Below are 17,197 nucleotides of genomic sequence, written 5' to 3' on the forward strand. Positions count from 1 at the left end.
TTATTGCGCTCCGATTAAACTGGTCACCCGAATGGATTTGTTGTCTGGCAGCTCGTCATGCGACAGCACTCTGAGATGCGGGACAGTTCTTCTTAAAAATCTTGATAAAGCCTGGCGTAGCGGGGCGGCGACCAGCAGTACCGGTGTCAGCCCCATTTGCTCCTGTTGTCTGGCAGCGACTTCTGTCTGTTGCGACAGTTTTTCAGCAATGCCAGGTTCAATCACATTTTGTGAGGATTGATTGTTCTGTAATGCTTGCAACAGCAAACGCTCCAACTGGCCGTCCAGTGTCATGGCGGTCACTTCGTCGCTGTAAGGGAATAAATCCTGCACGATGGCGCGGCCCAGCTTGACACGCACCATGGCGGTCAGGTCATTGGCATCCTGGCTGTACTGTGCATGGTCTGCCAGGGTTTCCAGGATAGTGCGCATATCACGGATGTGCACGCCTTCGTTCAGCAGGTTCTGCAATACTTTTTGCAGGGAAGAAACAGTAATCAATTTAGGCACGATCTCTTCAATCAGTTTGCCGGATTCGTTACCCAGGTGATCCAGCAATTGCTGTACTTCCTGGCGGCCCAGCAGTTCACCGGCATTCAGTGAAATAATATGATTCAGGTGCGTAGCGATCACTGTGCCGGCGTCGACTACGGTGTAACCCAGGCTCTGTGCATACTCTTTACGCTCGGATTCAATCCATACTGCTGGCAAGCCAAAGGCAGGGTCAGTGGTTTTTGCGCCATCCAGTTCGCCGGTCACGGCACCCGGGTCAATCGCCAGCATCTGGTTAAAGTTAGATTCGCCACTCGCCATCTCGACACCTTTCATGGTGATGCGATAGGCGTTCGGTTTTAAAGTCAGGTTGTCACGGATATGCACCGTCGGTGCCAAAAATCCGATTTCCTGCGCGAATTTCTTACGGATACCTTTAATACGTTTCAATAACTCGCCGCCTTGGGCTTTATCCACCAAAGGGATCAGGCGGTAACCTACTTCAAGGCCGACAGTGTCGACTGGCAAAACGTCATTCCAGGTCGCTTCCTCAGCTTCGCTGGCAGGCGACAGTTTATCTTCCGGTTGCGGTTCCAGAATGGCTTGCAAACTGGCTTTTTGCTGTTTCTTTTTCACCGAGTAAGCCAATCCACCGAGCATGCCGCCCAGTGCCAGGAAAGCCAGGTGAGGCATGCCGGGAATCAGGCCGATACCGCCGATGATGCCGGCAGTCACACTCAAGACTTTTGGATTCTCAAACAACTGGGTAATCAGCTGACCACCAATGTCTTCGTTGTTGGCAACACGGGAAACCACCACACCGGCTGCGATAGAGATCACCAGCGATGGAATCTGAGCGACCAGGCCATCACCAATCGCCAGCAAGGTATAGTTTTTAACCGCATCGCCAAAACTCAGGTCGTGCTGCACCATGCCGACGATCAGGCCGCCGACAATATTGATGATAATGACCAGAATGCCGGCGATCGCATCACCACGTACATATTTACTGGCACCATCCATCGCGCCGTAGAATTCGGATTCCTGGCTGACTTCCTTACGGCGGCGGCGGGCTTCGTCTTCACCGATCAGGCCGGCATTCAGGTCCGCGTCAATCGCCATTTGCTTACCAGGCATCGCGTCTAACGTGAACCGTGCGCCTACTTCAGCGATACGGCCGGCACCTTTGGTGATCACGGTAAAGTTGATAATGGTCAGGATTACGAACACCACGATACCGACAGCGTAATTACCGCCGATCAGGAAGTGGCCAAAAGCTTCAATCACTTTACCGGCGGCATCTGGCCCGGCATGACCTTCGGTCAATACCACGCGGGTAGAAGCCACGTTGAGTGCCAGGCGCAACATGGTCGTCATCAGCAATACGGTAGGGAAGGCGATAAAGTCGAGTGCCTTGGTGGTTTGCAGGCCTATCATCAATACCAGGATAGACAGGGCGATATTAAAGGTGAAAAACACATCAAGCACGATGGCCGGCAGCGGCAGGATCATCATGGCCAGCAACAATACAATAATGACTGGTGCCGCGACTGCGCGACCGTCCAGTTTCCCCATCATTTGTTGCCAGTTGTTCATCTATCAGCTCCTTAAACCTGCTTTAACTACTCAATATCTGTTGCGCTGGGTGGCGTTGCCACCAATGCGTGTGGGTCCAGTGCATCCGGCACCGGTACATTGGCTGGCATGGCCGGACGTACACCACCGTGTTGTTTGAACACACGCAGCTGGAATACATACGCCAGGATTTCGGCAACCGCTGCATACAAGGCTTGCGGGATTTCACGTTCCAGTTCTGTATGCGCATATAAAGCACGGGCCAGTTTGGGAGATTCCAGCGTCATCACCTGATGTTCAGCTGCAATCTCCTTAATTTTCTGTGCGATCGTATCTACCCCTTTAGCCACTACGATAGGCGCGCCATTTTCACCTTCTTTGTAGCGCACAGCCACCGCATAGTGGGTAGGGTTGGTAATGATGACGTCGGCAGTCGGGATATTGCTCATCATTCTTCTGCGGGCCATTTCGCGTTGTTGCTGGCGGATACGGCCTTTCACTTCCGGGCTACCTTCAGCTTCCTTGGCTTCGTCTTTCAGTTCCTGCTTGGTCATCTTGTGCTTTTGCGCATATTGATAAAGCTGGTAGGGCACATCAATCACAGCAATCAACACCAGGGCAGAAGCAATGGTCAGGAAACCGGTCACCATATAGTCGTTGATCGCGTTGATACCGGATTCCAACGGCATTTCCGATAAACCGAGCATAGGTTGCAAATCTTTTTTCACGATGGCATAACCCACAGAAGCCACCAATACTGTTTTGGCAATCGACTTCACCAGTTCTACTGCAGAGTTTTTAGAGATCAGGTTACTTAAGCCTTTAATAGGATTAAGTTTGCCAAAATTAGGCATCAGTGATTTCTGTGACATCACCCATCCGCCAACCAGGATAGGGGAGGCAACCGCCACCGCCACCATGATCACTGCCAGTGGCAGGAAAGCCCACATCACTTGCTCAACTACTTTAAGTAAGTGGCTAATCAGCAGTTCCGGCTCAAATGCCATGGCCTGGTCAAATCTCAGGCCTTGCCTTAATACATCCTTTAATGCTTCACCCATGGGTTTGCCAAGCATCATGATGGCCATACCACTGGTGAACAACACTGCACAGGCTGCCAATTCACGTGAGCGGGGAATGTCACCGTCTTCGCGTGCCTTCTCCAATCGCTTGGGGGACGCCTCCTCGGTTTTCTCCATATCGCTGTCATCAGCTGCCATCACACTCACTCGTGAAATTTAGAAACACAACATGTGTTCCGTCAATACAAGAGTGATTATTCAGCAGTGCATCGCGTTTTTATAGTTGGAATAAAGGGACTTATTGACCGCAATCTAACTGTTTTGAATTCAAAACCGTTAATAATTGCAAATTTATAAATTATTTAATGATTAAAAACAATAACTTATAAAATAAATGCATTTTTTTTAAAGATAACCCTAAAGTTTTAGTAAAGGCTGCCGTAAACGAGTTATGACAAAAAGTACCGTTATATTTGTATTGACACTCCCGAAGATGGGGAAAAATCGGTTGTTAACGGAATACAGCGGTAAAACTTTAATTATTTTTTGAATTGAAAGTTGATCAATCCTGAGAAGATAGACTTATATTTATTCTAGTTAAACATTAAATAAATATCATAACCGTATGTTTTATATGGTTATGTGTTATGCCATGTCGGGTTTTGTAAGACAAACACCTACATGGCTGTTTTCGTCCGTCTTACAAAATTAACCGACAAACCCTGATTGTTGGCATCCATGAATGCGCGCAAAGTACGCCTAACGCAAATGCGTACTTAAATTGAACCGCAAATAAATGGAGAAAAGATCATGAATGTCATGCAAAACGATTTACTCGCTGAAATCAAAGATGCCAATCTGAACTACCTGATGCTGGCACAACAACTGATCCGTTCTGACAAAGCTACTGCAATTTTCCGTCTGGGTATCAACAAGGAAATTGCTGACCTGCTGGAAAACCTGACCAACCTGCAACTTCTCAAACTGTGTAACACAAACATGCTGCTGACACGTTTCCGTTTTGATGATAGCGAAATCCTGGGTATGTTGACCAGCTACACTAAAGATCCTGCTCAAGCACATCTGCATACTGCGGTATTAATGTCCGCCCAAGCAGCAGAATCTACCGTATAAGTAGTCATCCCATCTGACGATAAAGAATAGAAAAGAGGGTTTATCATGCAAAAGAAGAGTGTAGTTAACGAAGCAGAACAAATTAAACTGGCCATGCAAATGATTGAGTTGGGCGCACGTTTGCAGTTGCTGGAATCACAAACCACTTTGTCACGTGAGCGTTTGATCAAGCTCTACAAAGAGATGAAAGGCGTTTCACCTCCAAAAGGCATGTTGCCATTCTCAACCGACTGGTTCTTGACATGGCAGCCAAATATTCACTCTTCCATTTTTTATAACATCTATCGTTTCATGGTGGATTATGCAGGTGTAGATGGTATCCAGGCGATTATCAAAGCTTACACTCTGTATATGCAACAAGTACAGAATCCGGATGCTGCCGGCCAGACCGAAGAGCCTATCCTCTCCCTGACCCGTGCATGGACACTGGTGCGCTTCATTGAAAGCAAAATGCTGACCACTAAAGTCTGTCATTGCTGCGGCGGCCAATACATCGTCAACAGCTACGATTTGAACCAGAATTATGTATGTAACCTGTGCCACGTACCTTCACGTGCCGGTAAAACCAAAAAAGCGAAAGAACTGAGCTACAAGCTTGTTTCCCTGACTGCTTAAGTCTGCTAATTCTGATTAAGTGTTGCTTGATCAGTGGGAAGAAGTAGTCATTGTCAGGGTTGACGCCTGATATTTAATGAAAGATTCAGCATGCGTGATCACAAACTTTTGGCAGGGACGTTGCGGCAAGACAGCATTCCACAACGTTTCCTGTCCCCTAAGTTAACGCTTGAAAAATCAAACATGCCAGGATTAAGCCGGTTCAGGTTCTACGGCTCACTGCCTAGCAAGCTATGGTTGCAGGCGTTGCTGATCCAGTGTTTGAGTGTGTTGTTGATTGCGGTCATTGCGCCAGGCGTAATCAACAGCGTATTCGCTTTCGAATTACGTAGCCTCGGCCTTAAACTGGATTCCGTCTGGTTCTGGCTGATCCCGCATATATTACTTGTCAGTGCCTTTTCCAGGAAGGTGAATATGCCTGTCTGGTGGCGCTGGATCCACATCGCTTTCCCTATAGCTGTGCTTGTCATGCAGCAAATCGCGTTGCCGGCCATGGTTTATCTTTCAGGTTTTGTGATCACCCTGGCGCTTTATTGGTCGGTACATAATACCCGCGTACCTTTTTACCCGTCTTTTCCCGCCACCTGGCGGGCCATGCATCAACTCCTTGAACAGCATGCAGGTGAGCAGTCGTTGCGGGTGCTGGATATCGGCAGCGGACTAGGCGATGTTTCCCTGTTTTTGTCCAAACAACGGCCGCAGGACCAGATAGATGGTATCGAAATTGCCCCTTTGCCGTGGCTGGTCAGTGCTATCCGCGCGACTTTTTCAGGCAGCCGTACCCACTTCGGGTTGGGTGACTACCGCCAGACTGACTTCGCGCAACTGGATGTGGTATTCGCCTATCTGTCACCGGCAGTCATGGCTGATGTCTGGCAAAAAGTATGTAGCGAGATGCGTCCAGGCAGCCTGTTTGTGAGTTCTGAATTCCCGGTAGCGGATGTGACGGCCAGCCGGATCATATATCCATCGCCAAATTCACCAGCGCTTTACGTCTATAGCTTGTAATCCCTACCTGGTTTTAACCTTCGGCATTCCCGTAATTAAAGGCTGTCTCTTGCGCAGGCCACTCGCCACTGCAACCTAATTGACCTGCTTAATCCCTTTTATTTGAAACATTGAATCCTGCTCGCGATTGTTATGCTGTAGGTATTCAATGCTAAAAGTGGAGTAGGGCATGTTCGTTATCATTGGTTATGTAGTCGTATGCGGCATGATTTTCGGGGGGTATGCGCTGGCAGGCGGCCATCTGGGCGCGCTGTGGCAGCCACTGGAGGTCATGATGATTTTTGGTGGCGCTTTTGGCGCATTTATTGTCGGTAACGACAGCAAGGCCATCAAGGCGACCGTGAAATCCCTGCCGACCCTGTTCAAGGGATCCAAATACAGCAAACAGCTGTATATGGATCTGCTGGCGCTGTTATTCGAAATCCTGACCAAAATCCGCAAGGATGGCTTGATGGCGATCGAAAAAGATATCGAAGACCCTGAATCCAGTGCTTTATTCGGCAAGTATCCCAGCATTCTGCATGACCACCACCTGGTGGAATTCATTACGGATTATTTACGCCTGATGGTCTCCGGCAATATGGATGCCTTCCAGGTGGAAAACCTGATGGATAACGAAATCGAAACTCACCACATGGAAGGGCATGTGCCTGCACATTGTATTGCCAAGCTGGGTGATGGCTTGCCGGCGTTCGGTATCGTAGCTGCTGTGATGGGTGTGGTACATACCATGGAAAACGTGGCATTGCCGCCTGCTGAGCTGGGCATATTGATTGCACACGCGCTGGTGGGTACTTTCCTTGGCATTTTACTGGCTTATGGTTTCGTGGGCCCGCTATCCGGTTTGCTGGAGCAAAAGCTGGAAGAGTCCAGCAAAAGCTTCCAGACCGTTAAGGTCGTATTGCTTGCCAGCCTGAACGGCTATGCACCGCCAATCGCGGTGGAATTTGGCCGTAAAGTCCTGTACTCCACCGAGCGTCCTGGCTTTACCGAGCTGGAAGAGCACGTCAAACAGGCCAAATCTAAATAATTATTGAATCAGCGTATCGCTGGAGAACATCATGGCAGAAGATCGTGTTGCCCCGATTATTGTAAAAAAAATCAAGAAAAGCGGTGGCGGTCATCACGGTGGCGCCTGGAAAATTGCCTATGCTGACTTTGTGACAGCGATGATGGCTTTCTTCTTGCTGATGTGGCTGTTGGGTTCTACATCAAAGGCGCAGAAAGAAGGCATTGCCGAATATTTCCAGACACCTTTGCACATGGTGCTGATGGGGCCTTCTGTCGGCCAAAGTGACTCTGCGCTGAAAAATACCGGCGGCAGGGATGTGACGAAAAAGCAAGGGCAGGTCAAACCTGTGGATGGCGACCCCGGCAAACTGAAAACAGTCAAGATCGAAGACGTGAAAGAAGCGTTGAAACGGGCTGAGAAGATCAAGCTGGAATCACTCAAAGCCAAGATTGAACAGGCGATTGAAGAAAACCCGACCTTAAAGCAATTCAAGTCGCAGTTGAAACTGGATATCACCAGTGAAGGGTTGCGCATACAGATTATCGACGAGCAAAACCGGCCCATGTTCGAGAATGCCAAGGCAGAATTGCAACCCTATGCCAAGCTGATCCTGCATGAGATTGGCAAGACACTCAATGGTGTAGATAACAAAATCAGCCTGTCGGGGCACACGGATGCTGCCGGCTACGCCAATGGCGAGCATGGTTACAGCAATTGGGAATTGTCGGCAGACCGGGCGAATGCATCTCGTCGTGAGCTTATCTCTGGTGGTATGGACGAAACAAAACTGATGCGCGTAGTGGGCTTGGGCTCTGCCATTATGATGGACAAAGAGAATCCATTTAATCCGATCAACCGTCGCATCAGCCTGATCATCATGAATAAAGAAACCGAAGAAGATCTGTTAAAAGACAATGACCAGATTTCAGCCAGTGAAAATGATCTTTCACAGGTGAAAGCGCTACAAAGTACCCCACAAGAAGAGACACAATAAGCGATATAAACGAAATAAATGTTGGATCAAGGAGCCCAAGAAATAAGTGATTTTTCCTATGCTTATTTCTTGATTGAAAAACACGGGAATCAGGCAAGATAGGGACCACTATGAAAACATTGCCCATCGAAGAGTTAAGAGAATTACTGGCTGCAGTTTCTCGCCATGGCAACTGGCATTTGCTGGAGATCGAAACCGATTTACAACAAACCACCTTTTTGCTGAACGAAGCGATTGAAAAACTGAGTAACAGTTTCATGAATGTCTATGCCCAGTTGACGGAGCAGCAAGACGTGGTTAAGTCATTGGCTGAATCCGGCAATCTGCACACTGACCTGGTGCAGCAGTTGCAGGTATTTCAGGACAATATCGGGCAGGAAGTGAACAAGGTCGTGACTGGAATGCAGTTCCAGGACATGACCAACCAGCTATTGCAACGCACGATCAATCGTGTGAATGGCTTGAAAGTATTATTAGAAGAGTTATCCAGCCACCAGTTTCCGATGGCGGCGGAGAATGAGCATGAGGAAATCAGGCATTTCATCATGCAACTAAACCAGAATTTTGATCAGGGTAGCGCCCATCTCACCGGCAATTTACGTAAGTCAGTGAATCAGCAGGATCTGGCGACCGGTGATATTGATTTATTCTAATCACAGCATGTTTAACATAATGAGCGAAAAAGGCGAGTGAAAATGGCGAAGACAATTTTAACAGTAGACGATTCAGGTTCTTTGCGTCAAATGGTAGCGTTCAGTTTGAAAGCCGCTGGCTATGATGTCGTGCAGGCCGTAGATGGACAGGATGGCTTGAACAGAGCCAAGGAAAAGACCGTTGACCTGGTGTTGACTGACCAGAACATGCCTGTGATGGATGGCCTGACGCTGATTACCAATCTGCGTACGCTGGCTTCCTACCAAAAAGTACCTATCCTGATGCTGACTACCGAGTCATCAGATGAAATGAAAGCAAAAGGCAAAGCTGCCGGCGCCAATGGCTGGCTGGTAAAACCTTTTGATCCTAAACGTTTGATCGAAGTCGTACAAAAAGTAATCGGTGCTTAAGTGCCCTGGTTAAGGGACTGGAGAAAATAATGACAGTGGATATGAGCCAGTTTTATGAGGTGTTCTTTGACGAGGCAGAGGAATTACTCGCCGAGGCAGAACGTCTCTTGCTTGAAATTAATGTGGACTCTCCGGATATTGAGGAGCTTAACGCTATTTTTAGAGCGGCGCACTCAATCAAAGGTGGGGCAGCCACATTTGGTTTTATGGACATGACAGAAATTACCCATGTCCTGGAAAACCTGCTCGATAAAATTCGCAAGCAGGAAATGGCGCTGACTGTAGAGCATGTTGACGCATTTCTTGCCGCTAAAGATGTGATCAAAATGCAGGTGGATGGTCACCGTAATGGCTCGGATGTGGATCCTGAGCAAGTGAGTGACGTGTCTGCCAGATTAAAATCATTGACAACTGCTGCGCCAGCCGTTGCCCCGTCAGGACCAGTATCCGCAGAAGCGAGTACTTCTGCGCCGACACTGGCGCTGGCTATCTCTGCAGAAGAACTGGCAGCAGGTCTCCAGTTATATGATGTTGGCCTGCCAGATGTCACCGAAAAAGATTTAAGTAATCTGAAAGATGAGTTGGCCTTGCTCGGTGAAGTTGCCATTTACCAGCGGGCAGACAAGCATGCTTTATTGATTAAAACGGATTCCAGCACCGATGACATTGTATCTATCTGTTCATTTATTGTGGATCCGGATGCATTGGTCATTAAGATTGCAGGCGCAGAAGCGTCAGCAACAGAGCCTGCACCCGTGGCACCGGCAGTCGCTGAAGCGGCACCTGTAGCAGTTGAAGCTGAACCCGCAGATCTGGGTTATGGTTTTTTTGACGCTGAGCCGGTGGCGCAAGCGGCTGCAAATACGCAAGCGAATGATGGCAGAGTGGCTGTCGCTGAAGAGATGGGCTATGGGCTTTTTGCCAAAGAAGGCGAAGATCAGCAGGAAGAAGGTTACGGTTTCTTTGCACCGTTTAAACCACATCCTGATGCCCCTAAAGCACAGATGATTGGTGATGATAATGCGGCTGCAGCTCTGGCAAAAGCCTCTGCTGAGCCAGAAGCTGCTGTGGTTGCCAGCGCACCACCGGCAGAAGCGAAAGATGACCGCCGTGCACAATCACGCCGGGAGACCGATAAACCGGTAGCACAGAATGCAGAAACCAGCTCAATTCGTGTGGGCATCGAGAAAGTTGACCAGTTGATTAACCTGGTTGGCGAACTCGTGATTACCCAGGCCATGATTGAGCAGCGTGTGAATGCACTGGATCCGGCCGACAACGAAGGCCTGATCAACAGCGTCAGCCAACTGACCCGCAATACACGTGACCTGCAGGAATCTGTCATGTCTATCCGGATGATGCCGATGGACTTCGTGTTCTCGCGCTTTCCACGGATGGTCCGTGACCTTGCAGGTAAACTGGGCAAAAAAGTGGAATTTGTCACCAATGGTGCGACCACTGAGCTTGATAAGAGCCTGATTGAACGGATTGTCGATCCATTGACGCATCTGGTACGTAACAGTGTGGACCACGGTATCGAAAAGCCTGAGATACGTCGCGAACTTGGCAAATCTGAAAATGGTACCTTGACACTTTCCGCTGCGCACAAGGGCGGCAGCATTGTCATTGAAGTGACAGATGATGGCGGTGGCTTGAACCGCGACCGTATCCTGGCGAAAGCCGCCTCTAATGGCTTGCCGGTCAACGAAAGCATGAGCGATAGCGAGGTCTACAGCCTGATTTTCGCACCTGGCTTCTCTACTGCAGAAGTGGTGACCGATGTTTCGGGCCGTGGTGTAGGTATGGACGTGGTTAAACGTAACATCAGTGCCATGGGTGGCAATATCGAGATACGCTCCGCATTAGGTTACGGCACGACTATTTCCATCTCATTACCACTGACCCTGGCGATTCTGGATGGTATGTCTGTATCGCTGGGCAAGAGCTTGTATGTGGTGCCATTGAACCTGATCGTAGAAACCCTGCAACCACGTGCCGAAGACCTGAAAACAGTGACTGGAGAAGGCTTGATGGTGCATGTGCGTGGGGAATACCTGCCGATCATCGCATTGCATGCCTTGTTCAACCATCCTACCGAAATCACAGCCCCGACAGAAGGTGTGTTGCTGATCCTGGAAGCGGATGGCAAGAAATCTGCATTGTTCGTCGACCGTCTGGTTGGCCAGCAACAGGTAGTGATCAAGAGCCTTGAGACCAATTTCAAACGTATTCCGGGCGTCTCCGGTGCCACCATCATGGGCGATGGCTCAGTGGCACTGATCCTGGATGTGCCTGCGATCACACAGATGGGCCAAACAACCAATTACGTCACAGGCGGTCGGGCTTTTGCTGACCAGAATTATTCCAATTTACAGAATCACATCAATGCATAAGGAGTGTATGCAATGACTACAACAGAAATGACTAACAACCACGGCGGTAACAGTGCGGGCAATATGCGGACTGCAGCCGGCGAATACCTCACCTTTGTATTGGGCAATGAGCAATACGGCATCGAGATCCTCAAAGTGCAAGAGATCCGCGGCTATGACGCGGTGACGCAGATTGCCAACATGCCACCCTTTATCAAAGGTGTGATCAACTTGCGCGGCAAAATCGTGCCGATTGTGGATCTGCGTATCAAATTCAAATTGGGCAAGGTGGAGTACAACGAATTCACCGTAGTCATCATCCTCAATTTAAACGGCCGTATCGTCGGTATCGTGGTCGATGGTGTGTCTGACGTACGTGAATTGCGTGAAGAACATCTGCGCGAAGTGCCATCACTGGTTACGCGCATTGATACTAAATATATCGTTGGTTTAGCGACGATTGAACAGGAAATGTTGATCCTGGTGGATATCGAAAAACTGATGACCAGCAATGAAATGGAATTAATGGATGCTGCCGTGCATTAAGCACTGCAGCTTTTCAAATAATAAACGGAATTGAAACAGGAACTTCTTGTTAGGGGCCCATTATGTTTTCAACAATTTTAAATAAATTGGCAGCAGGTACTAAGCAGTATCAGCATATTCTGGATGAGTATGCCGAGTTCTCAGCACTCAAAACTGAGATCAATAAGGCGAGAGCCATCATTGAATTAAGTGCTGATGGAAAAATCACCCACGCAAATGAGAATTTGTGTGCAGCGTTAGGTTACAGCGCCAATGAATTGGTTGGACAACATCATCGCAAGCTTCTTTCATCTGAAGAGGCGGCCAAACCTGAATACCAGGGTTTCTGGAAAGACCTGGGTGCCGGCAAGTCCTCTGTTGGTGCTTTCAAACTGATCAATAAATCAGGTAAAGAAACCTGGTTCCAGGGGTATTACGCACCTGTGCTGGACAAATCTTCCAAGTTGCGCAAAAGCGTGGCTTACCTGACCGATATCACGCATGACAAACAGCTGAATTCCTTGCTGCAGGAAAATGGCCAGGCAGTAAACCAATCTTTCGGTGTGATGGAATGCGACGTTCACGGCAAGATTCTCGATTGTAACGAGCTGCTGGTTGCACCGTTAGGTTATACCCGTGAAGAAGTGATCGGTAAAAATGTCAGTTTCCTACTTAAAGCACAATCCGCCCAAAGCCCGGCATACAAGGCACTCTGGGAAAAACTCGCCAGGGGTGAAAACGGCAAACAGGAAGTCTGCCGCGTTTCAAAAACCGGCAATGAATACTGGTTCAGCGCCAACTATGTCCCCATGCTGGACGATGATAACAAGCTGACAAAAATCAAGATTTTCTCTTTCTGCATTACAGCCGAAAAACAAATTGAACTGGACTACCAAGGCAAGGTGCAAGCCATTGCCAAAGTACAGGCGGTCATTGAGTTTGACCTCAGCGGTAACGTGATCACTGCGAACCAGAATTTCCTGGACGTCACCGGCTATCGCCTTGAAGAAGTCGTCGGCAAACATCAGAGTATGTTTGTCAGCGAGCGACATAAAGCCAGCCCTGAATACAAAGAGTTCTGGGCCAAATTAAATCGCGGTGAGCCTGACGAAAGCGTTTATCACCTTTATGGCAAGAACAATAAGGATCTCTGGTTACAGGCATCGTATAACCCGATCATTGGGTTGGATGGCAAACCGGTGAAAGTTGTTCAATACGCAACGGATATCACCAAAGCGGTATTGGCTGACAAAGAACAGGCAATTAAATCTGCTGAAGCCTTCAGGATACAAACGACACTGGACTCTGCCTCAACCAATATGATGATGGCGGATAACGATGGCATCATCCGTTACATGAATGCCTCTACAGAACGTCTGATGCGTAGCTCGGAATCCAGTTTCCGTCAGGCGCTACCGAACTTTGATGCGGGCAAAATCATCGGCCAGAATTTCGATGTATTCCACAAGAACCCGGCTCATCAACGCAATTTACTAGCCGGTTTGACTAAAGAACATGTGGTTGAAATGCCTTTGGGTGATATGTTTGTACGCCTGAAAGCCATGCCGATTTTTGACAATGCCGGTGTCCGCTCAGGCACATCACTGGAATGGGTGGACATTACGCAGGAGCGTCGCGTCAGTGACCAGATTTCATCCATCATCGCCAATGCGGCAGAGGGTGATTTGACCGACCGCATCGATTTATCCGATAAAACGGGACCAACGGCTGACATTTGTAAAGGCGTGAATAACCTGCTGGAAAACATGACAGAGTTATTGATGCAGATTCGTGAAGCCGGCGAAACCATCAATACTGCTGCGCAGGAAATTGCCAGCGGCAACAATGATCTTTCCAGCCGCACGGAGCAACAGGCCTCCAGCCTGGAAGAAACTGCTTCAAGCATGGAAGAACTGGCATCTACCGTGAAACAGAACGCGGACAATGCGCGCCAGGCCAACCAAATGGCTGAAGCGGCTTCACAGGTGGCTGTACGTGGCGGTGATGTGGTAGGGAATGTCGTGACTACCATGAGTGCAATTAACGAAAGTGCACGCAAGATTGAGGACATCATCACAGTGATTGATGGTATTGCCTTCCAGACCAATATCCTGGCCTTGAATGCTGCGGTTGAAGCAGCACGTGCAGGTGAGCAGGGCAGAGGATTTGCGGTGGTGGCGGGTGAAGTACGCAACCTGGCACAACGTTCAGCCAGTGCTGCGAAGGAAATTAAAGAGTTGATCAGTGATTCTGTCAGCAAAACAGCCGAAGGCACCAAGCTGGTCGAAAGTGCCGGTGAAACCATGCATGAGATCGTGACTTCTGTGCAACGCGTGACAGATATCATGGGTGAAATCACCGCAGCGTCTGCTGAACAAAGCTCAGGCATTGATCAAGTCAACAAGTCTGTGACGGAAATGGATGAAACCACCCAGCAGAATGCGGCATTGGTTGAAGAGGCCGCTGCGGCAGCTGAATCCCTGGTCGAACAGGCTTCAAACTTGATGGATTCTGTGAATAGATACCGGTTACATAATGGCAGACAGCCAGCATCTGCAAGTCCTGCGCCAGTGAGAAAATCAGCACCGGCACCGTTTGTGAATAAATCAAAACCAGTGACTGCGCAGGCTAGTTCCCATGTGGCTCAACCACAGCCAAAAATGGCAAAAACCGGTACTGATAATAACGAATGGGAAGAATTTTAAAATGTAATCAACGGGGGGTGCATCATGGCAAGACTACGTGAAATTTTTAATATATTGCATGAAGGTTTTTTGTTGTGGGCGTCTGCCGTTATCGGTTATCCGCTTTAAAAAAACTAAAACGCCACCACAGTGATCTGGTGGCGTTTATTTTTTACCAAGACCAGCAACCTTGATTAAGCATTGTTGCTTATTTTTCGTGCATCGATTCCCGTCAAACTATTCAGGAAATATGCCTTTCTTAAATATTCTTTTCATCACTAAAGTCTTTGAATTTAAAAAGAAAATCCGTCAACATTTAAATTAAAGTTTCTGCTAAAAAAGTCGATATCAATGATGTGACTCAGTCAAGTCTGCATCCAGTGGATGAAACTGATTTGAGCGACTATTTATACCGGATTTCCTGAGCTGGATTTAGCAGGTAAATACCTTTTTGATAGCCGCATGTTATTGATTTTTTTTTGCCATAATTCAGCGATATAAAACTGAATTTGTCAGTTTATTTGGTTAGGGATTTGTGATGACAATAGCGAAACGAATGTACCTGCTGATCGCCTCCTGCGCGATTGCAATGGTGATCTTGATCGGCTTCACCTTAACTCAGGTAGTCAAGGTGTATGAGTACACCAATCAGGCCAATGCAAATAGTATTCCCAGCATCCTGGCGCTTTCCAAAGCTGAGAACTACTACCAGCGACTGCGTTTGAATCTGTTGCGGCATGTATCTGCAACTACTCCGGCAGAAAAGGCAAAAATCGCCTCGCAGATCCATGAACGCCGCAAAGTGGTTGAAGAAGCGATGCATACCTACCAAGACCTGACTAGCGATAGCACCGACAAGGAAATGTTCACGCAAGAGCAAAATATGCTTGCTGGCTATTTCGACCAGATGACACGCGTGCTTGCTTTGTCGGATGCAGGTTCTCCTGAGGCGGCTGGCCTGCTTGTACAAGCCGATAAAGTAGCCGTTGAGCTTGCCAACAAGCTGGATGATCACATGGTCTACAACCAGAAGATCAGCACGGTACACGCTGACAATGCAGCTGCAATCAAGCAGAAAGCCTTATGGCAATCTTCTGCTATTGCCTTGCTATGCCTGTCGGTGATTGTTGTTTCAGGTGTATTGATTACCAAGCGCTTGCGTGCACAACTGGGTATGGAGCCAACTGAGCTGAGCGTGATCGCACGCAACTTTGTTGAAGGTAACCTTAACCAAAAAATCACTTTGCCAGAAACCGATAAAACTAGTGTGGCTTACTCTATCCGAACTCTGCAAAAGACACTCGACGGCCTGGTCCAGTCACTGAATTATGTCAGCCAGCAACACGATGAGGGCGATATCGATTGCACGGTAGATGAAACCCGCTTCAAAGGTGGCTACGGCCAAATGGCCGCAGGCATCAATAAAATGGTGGCTGGCCACATCGCCATGAACAAGGAAGCGATCGAGGTTGTAAAAGCCTTTGGTGAAGGTAACCTGAATGCACCATTGAAAGCATTTCCGGGTAAAAAAGCCTTTGTGAACGAAGCCATTGAGCAGGTACGTGGCAACATCAAGCGCCTGGTCAGCGATGCGGATGAGCTTGCGCATGCCGCCGTTGAAGGCCGTTTATCGACACGTGCTGACGCCTCCCGTCACCAGGGCGACTTCCGCATGATTGTAGAAGGCTTGAACAACACGCTGGATGCCATTGTGAAGCCATTGAATGTGACTTCTGGCTACCTGGACAACATTGCGAAAGGCAATATACCGGCCAAGATCACCGAGCAATACCAGGGTGATTACAGCCTGATCATCAATAACCTGAATACGTGTATTGATGCGGTGAATGCACTGGTTGCGGATGCCAACCTGCTGTCAAAAGCAGCGGTGGATGGACAACTGTCAACCCGCGCGGATGCTTCCAAGCATCAAGGGGATTTCCGCAAGATTGTAGAAGGCGTCAATGCTACCCTGGACTCAGTGATCGGACCTTTGAATGTGGCTGCCAACTATGTTGACCGTATTTCAAAAGGCGATGTGCCTGAGCGCATCAGCGAGCACTACAACGGCGACTTTAACGAGATCAAAAACAATCTGAACACTTGTATCGACGCGGTGAATAACTTGGTAGCAGACACGAATCTGCTGGCCGAAGCTGCCGGAGAAGGCCGTATTACCGTACGTGCCGACGCTGACAAACACCAGGGCGACTTCCGCAAGATCATCGAAGGTGTCAACAGCACCCTCGATATGGTGGTAGACCCTATCATCGCCGTGACTGAAGCCGTAGAAACCATCACCACAGCAGCCAACGAGATCTCCAGCGGTAACGCCGACCTGTCAGCCCGTACGGAACAGCAAGCCTCCAGCCTGGAACAGACCGCTGCCAGCATGGAAGAACTGGCTTCAACCGTGAAACAGAATGCCGAGAACGCCAAACAGGCAAACCAGCTGGCATTGACTGCTTCTGATGTCGCTGTAAAAGGTGGCGCCGTGGTAAACGAAGTCGTCGCGACCATGAGTGCGATCAATGACAGTGCCAAGAAGATCGAAGACATCATCTCCGTGATTGACGGTATTGCCTTCCAGACTAATATCCTGGCGCTGAACGCAGCCGTAGAAGCGGCACGTGCAGGCGAGCAGGGTAGAGGCTTTGCCGTCGTGGCAGGTGAAGTGCGCAACCTGGCACAACGCTCAGC

At 48.7% G+C, this 17,197-nt stretch carries 13 protein-coding genes; 11 read left to right on the forward strand and 2 right to left on the reverse strand.

Going from position 1 to position 17,197, the window contains the following annotated elements; translation table 11 throughout:
* Together flhA and flhB are read right to left on the reverse strand one after the other, a co-directional pair.
* Window positions 1-2,088, reverse strand: coding sequence for a flagellar biosynthesis protein FlhA (gene flhA / locus VK958_RS03165; protein ID WP_325238975.1), 2,088 nt, complete (start codon window positions 2,086-2,088; stop codon window positions 1-3).
* A 26-nt stretch (window positions 2,089-2,114) separates the two neighbouring features.
* Window positions 2,115-3,287: a flagellar biosynthesis protein FlhB gene (gene flhB, locus VK958_RS03170; RefSeq protein WP_325238976.1), complete on the reverse strand. Its 1,173-nt coding sequence runs from the start codon at window positions 3,285-3,287 to the stop codon at window positions 2,115-2,117.
* A gap of 612 nt (window positions 3,288-3,899) precedes the next feature.
* Here flhB and flhD point away from each other — a divergent pair.
* The 11 genes from flhD to VK958_RS03225 form a co-directional block, all read left to right on the forward strand.
* Window positions 3,900-4,223 (forward strand): flagellar transcriptional regulator FlhD, encoded by a 324-nt coding sequence (gene flhD / locus VK958_RS03175; protein WP_325238977.1) that lies wholly within the window; start codon window positions 3,900-3,902, stop codon window positions 4,221-4,223.
* 45 nt (window positions 4,224-4,268) lie between these two features.
* Complete coding sequence (flhC, locus tag VK958_RS03180) at window positions 4,269-4,838, forward strand: flagellar transcriptional regulator FlhC (protein WP_325238979.1); 570 nt, start codon at window positions 4,269-4,271, stop codon at window positions 4,836-4,838.
* A 90-nt stretch (window positions 4,839-4,928) separates the two neighbouring features.
* A complete protein-coding gene (locus tag VK958_RS03185; protein WP_325238981.1) occupies window positions 4,929-5,846 on the forward strand; it encodes a class I SAM-dependent methyltransferase in 918 nt (305 codons plus the stop codon).
* 169 nt (window positions 5,847-6,015) lie between these two features.
* Window positions 6,016-6,876, forward strand: a complete 861-nt coding sequence (motA, locus tag VK958_RS03190; protein ID WP_325238983.1) for a flagellar motor stator protein MotA — start codon at window positions 6,016-6,018, stop codon at window positions 6,874-6,876.
* Window positions 6,877-6,907: 31 nt separating this feature from the next.
* The gene (gene motB / locus VK958_RS03195; RefSeq protein ID WP_325238984.1) at window positions 6,908-7,852 is read left to right on the forward strand and encodes a flagellar motor protein MotB; all 945 of its coding nucleotides are present in this window, start codon (window positions 6,908-6,910) and stop codon (window positions 7,850-7,852) included.
* Window positions 7,853-7,962: 110 nt separating this feature from the next.
* Window positions 7,963-8,505: a chemotaxis protein gene (locus VK958_RS03200; RefSeq protein WP_325238986.1), complete on the forward strand. Its 543-nt coding sequence runs from the start codon at window positions 7,963-7,965 to the stop codon at window positions 8,503-8,505.
* 42 nt (window positions 8,506-8,547) lie between these two features.
* Complete coding sequence (locus VK958_RS03205; protein WP_325238988.1) at window positions 8,548-8,916, forward strand: response regulator; 369 nt, start codon at window positions 8,548-8,550, stop codon at window positions 8,914-8,916.
* 29 nt (window positions 8,917-8,945) lie between these two features.
* Window positions 8,946-11,309 (forward strand): chemotaxis protein CheA, encoded by a 2,364-nt coding sequence (gene cheA, locus VK958_RS03210; RefSeq protein WP_325238990.1) that lies wholly within the window; start codon window positions 8,946-8,948, stop codon window positions 11,307-11,309.
* 12 nt (window positions 11,310-11,321) lie between these two features.
* Window positions 11,322-11,834: a chemotaxis protein CheW gene (locus VK958_RS03215; protein WP_414683832.1), complete on the forward strand. Its 513-nt coding sequence runs from the start codon at window positions 11,322-11,324 to the stop codon at window positions 11,832-11,834.
* 62 nt (window positions 11,835-11,896) lie between these two features.
* Window positions 11,897-14,518, forward strand: coding sequence for a methyl-accepting chemotaxis protein (locus tag VK958_RS03220; RefSeq protein WP_325238991.1), 2,622 nt, complete (start codon window positions 11,897-11,899; stop codon window positions 14,516-14,518).
* 517 nt (window positions 14,519-15,035) lie between these two features.
* Window positions 15,036-17,197: methyl-accepting chemotaxis protein (locus tag VK958_RS03225; RefSeq protein ID WP_325238992.1), on the forward strand; the 2,162-nt coding region annotated here is incomplete at its 3' end.

The organism is Methylophilus sp., from assembly GCF_035460085.1.
Classification (GTDB): domain Bacteria; phylum Pseudomonadota; class Gammaproteobacteria; order Burkholderiales; family Methylophilaceae; genus Methylophilus.

Excerpts from the sequence above, each read along its gene's own strand:
- VK958_RS03215 (WP_414683832.1), top strand. The coding sequence starts at position 11,322 with ATGACTACAACAGAAATGACTAACAACCACGGCGGTAACAGTGCGGGC.
- flhB (WP_325238976.1), bottom strand. The coding sequence starts at position 3,287 with ATGGCAGCTGATGACAGCGATATGGAGAAAACCGAGGAGGCGTCCCCC.
- VK958_RS03185 (WP_325238981.1), top strand. The coding sequence starts at position 4,929 with ATGCGTGATCACAAACTTTTGGCAGGGACGTTGCGGCAAGACAGCATT.
- cheA (WP_325238990.1), top strand. The coding sequence starts at position 8,946 with ATGACAGTGGATATGAGCCAGTTTTATGAGGTGTTCTTTGACGAGGCA.
- motB (WP_325238984.1), top strand. The coding sequence starts at position 6,908 with ATGGCAGAAGATCGTGTTGCCCCGATTATTGTAAAAAAAATCAAGAAA.
- flhA (WP_325238975.1), bottom strand. The coding sequence starts at position 2,088 with ATGAACAACTGGCAACAAATGATGGGGAAACTGGACGGTCGCGCAGTC.
- motA (WP_325238983.1), top strand. The coding sequence starts at position 6,016 with ATGTTCGTTATCATTGGTTATGTAGTCGTATGCGGCATGATTTTCGGG.
- flhC (WP_325238979.1), top strand. The coding sequence starts at position 4,269 with ATGCAAAAGAAGAGTGTAGTTAACGAAGCAGAACAAATTAAACTGGCC.
- flhD (WP_325238977.1), top strand. The coding sequence starts at position 3,900 with ATGAATGTCATGCAAAACGATTTACTCGCTGAAATCAAAGATGCCAAT.
- VK958_RS03200 (WP_325238986.1), top strand. The coding sequence starts at position 7,963 with ATGAAAACATTGCCCATCGAAGAGTTAAGAGAATTACTGGCTGCAGTT.
- VK958_RS03220 (WP_325238991.1), top strand. The coding sequence starts at position 11,897 with ATGTTTTCAACAATTTTAAATAAATTGGCAGCAGGTACTAAGCAGTAT.
- VK958_RS03205 (WP_325238988.1), top strand. The coding sequence starts at position 8,548 with ATGGCGAAGACAATTTTAACAGTAGACGATTCAGGTTCTTTGCGTCAA.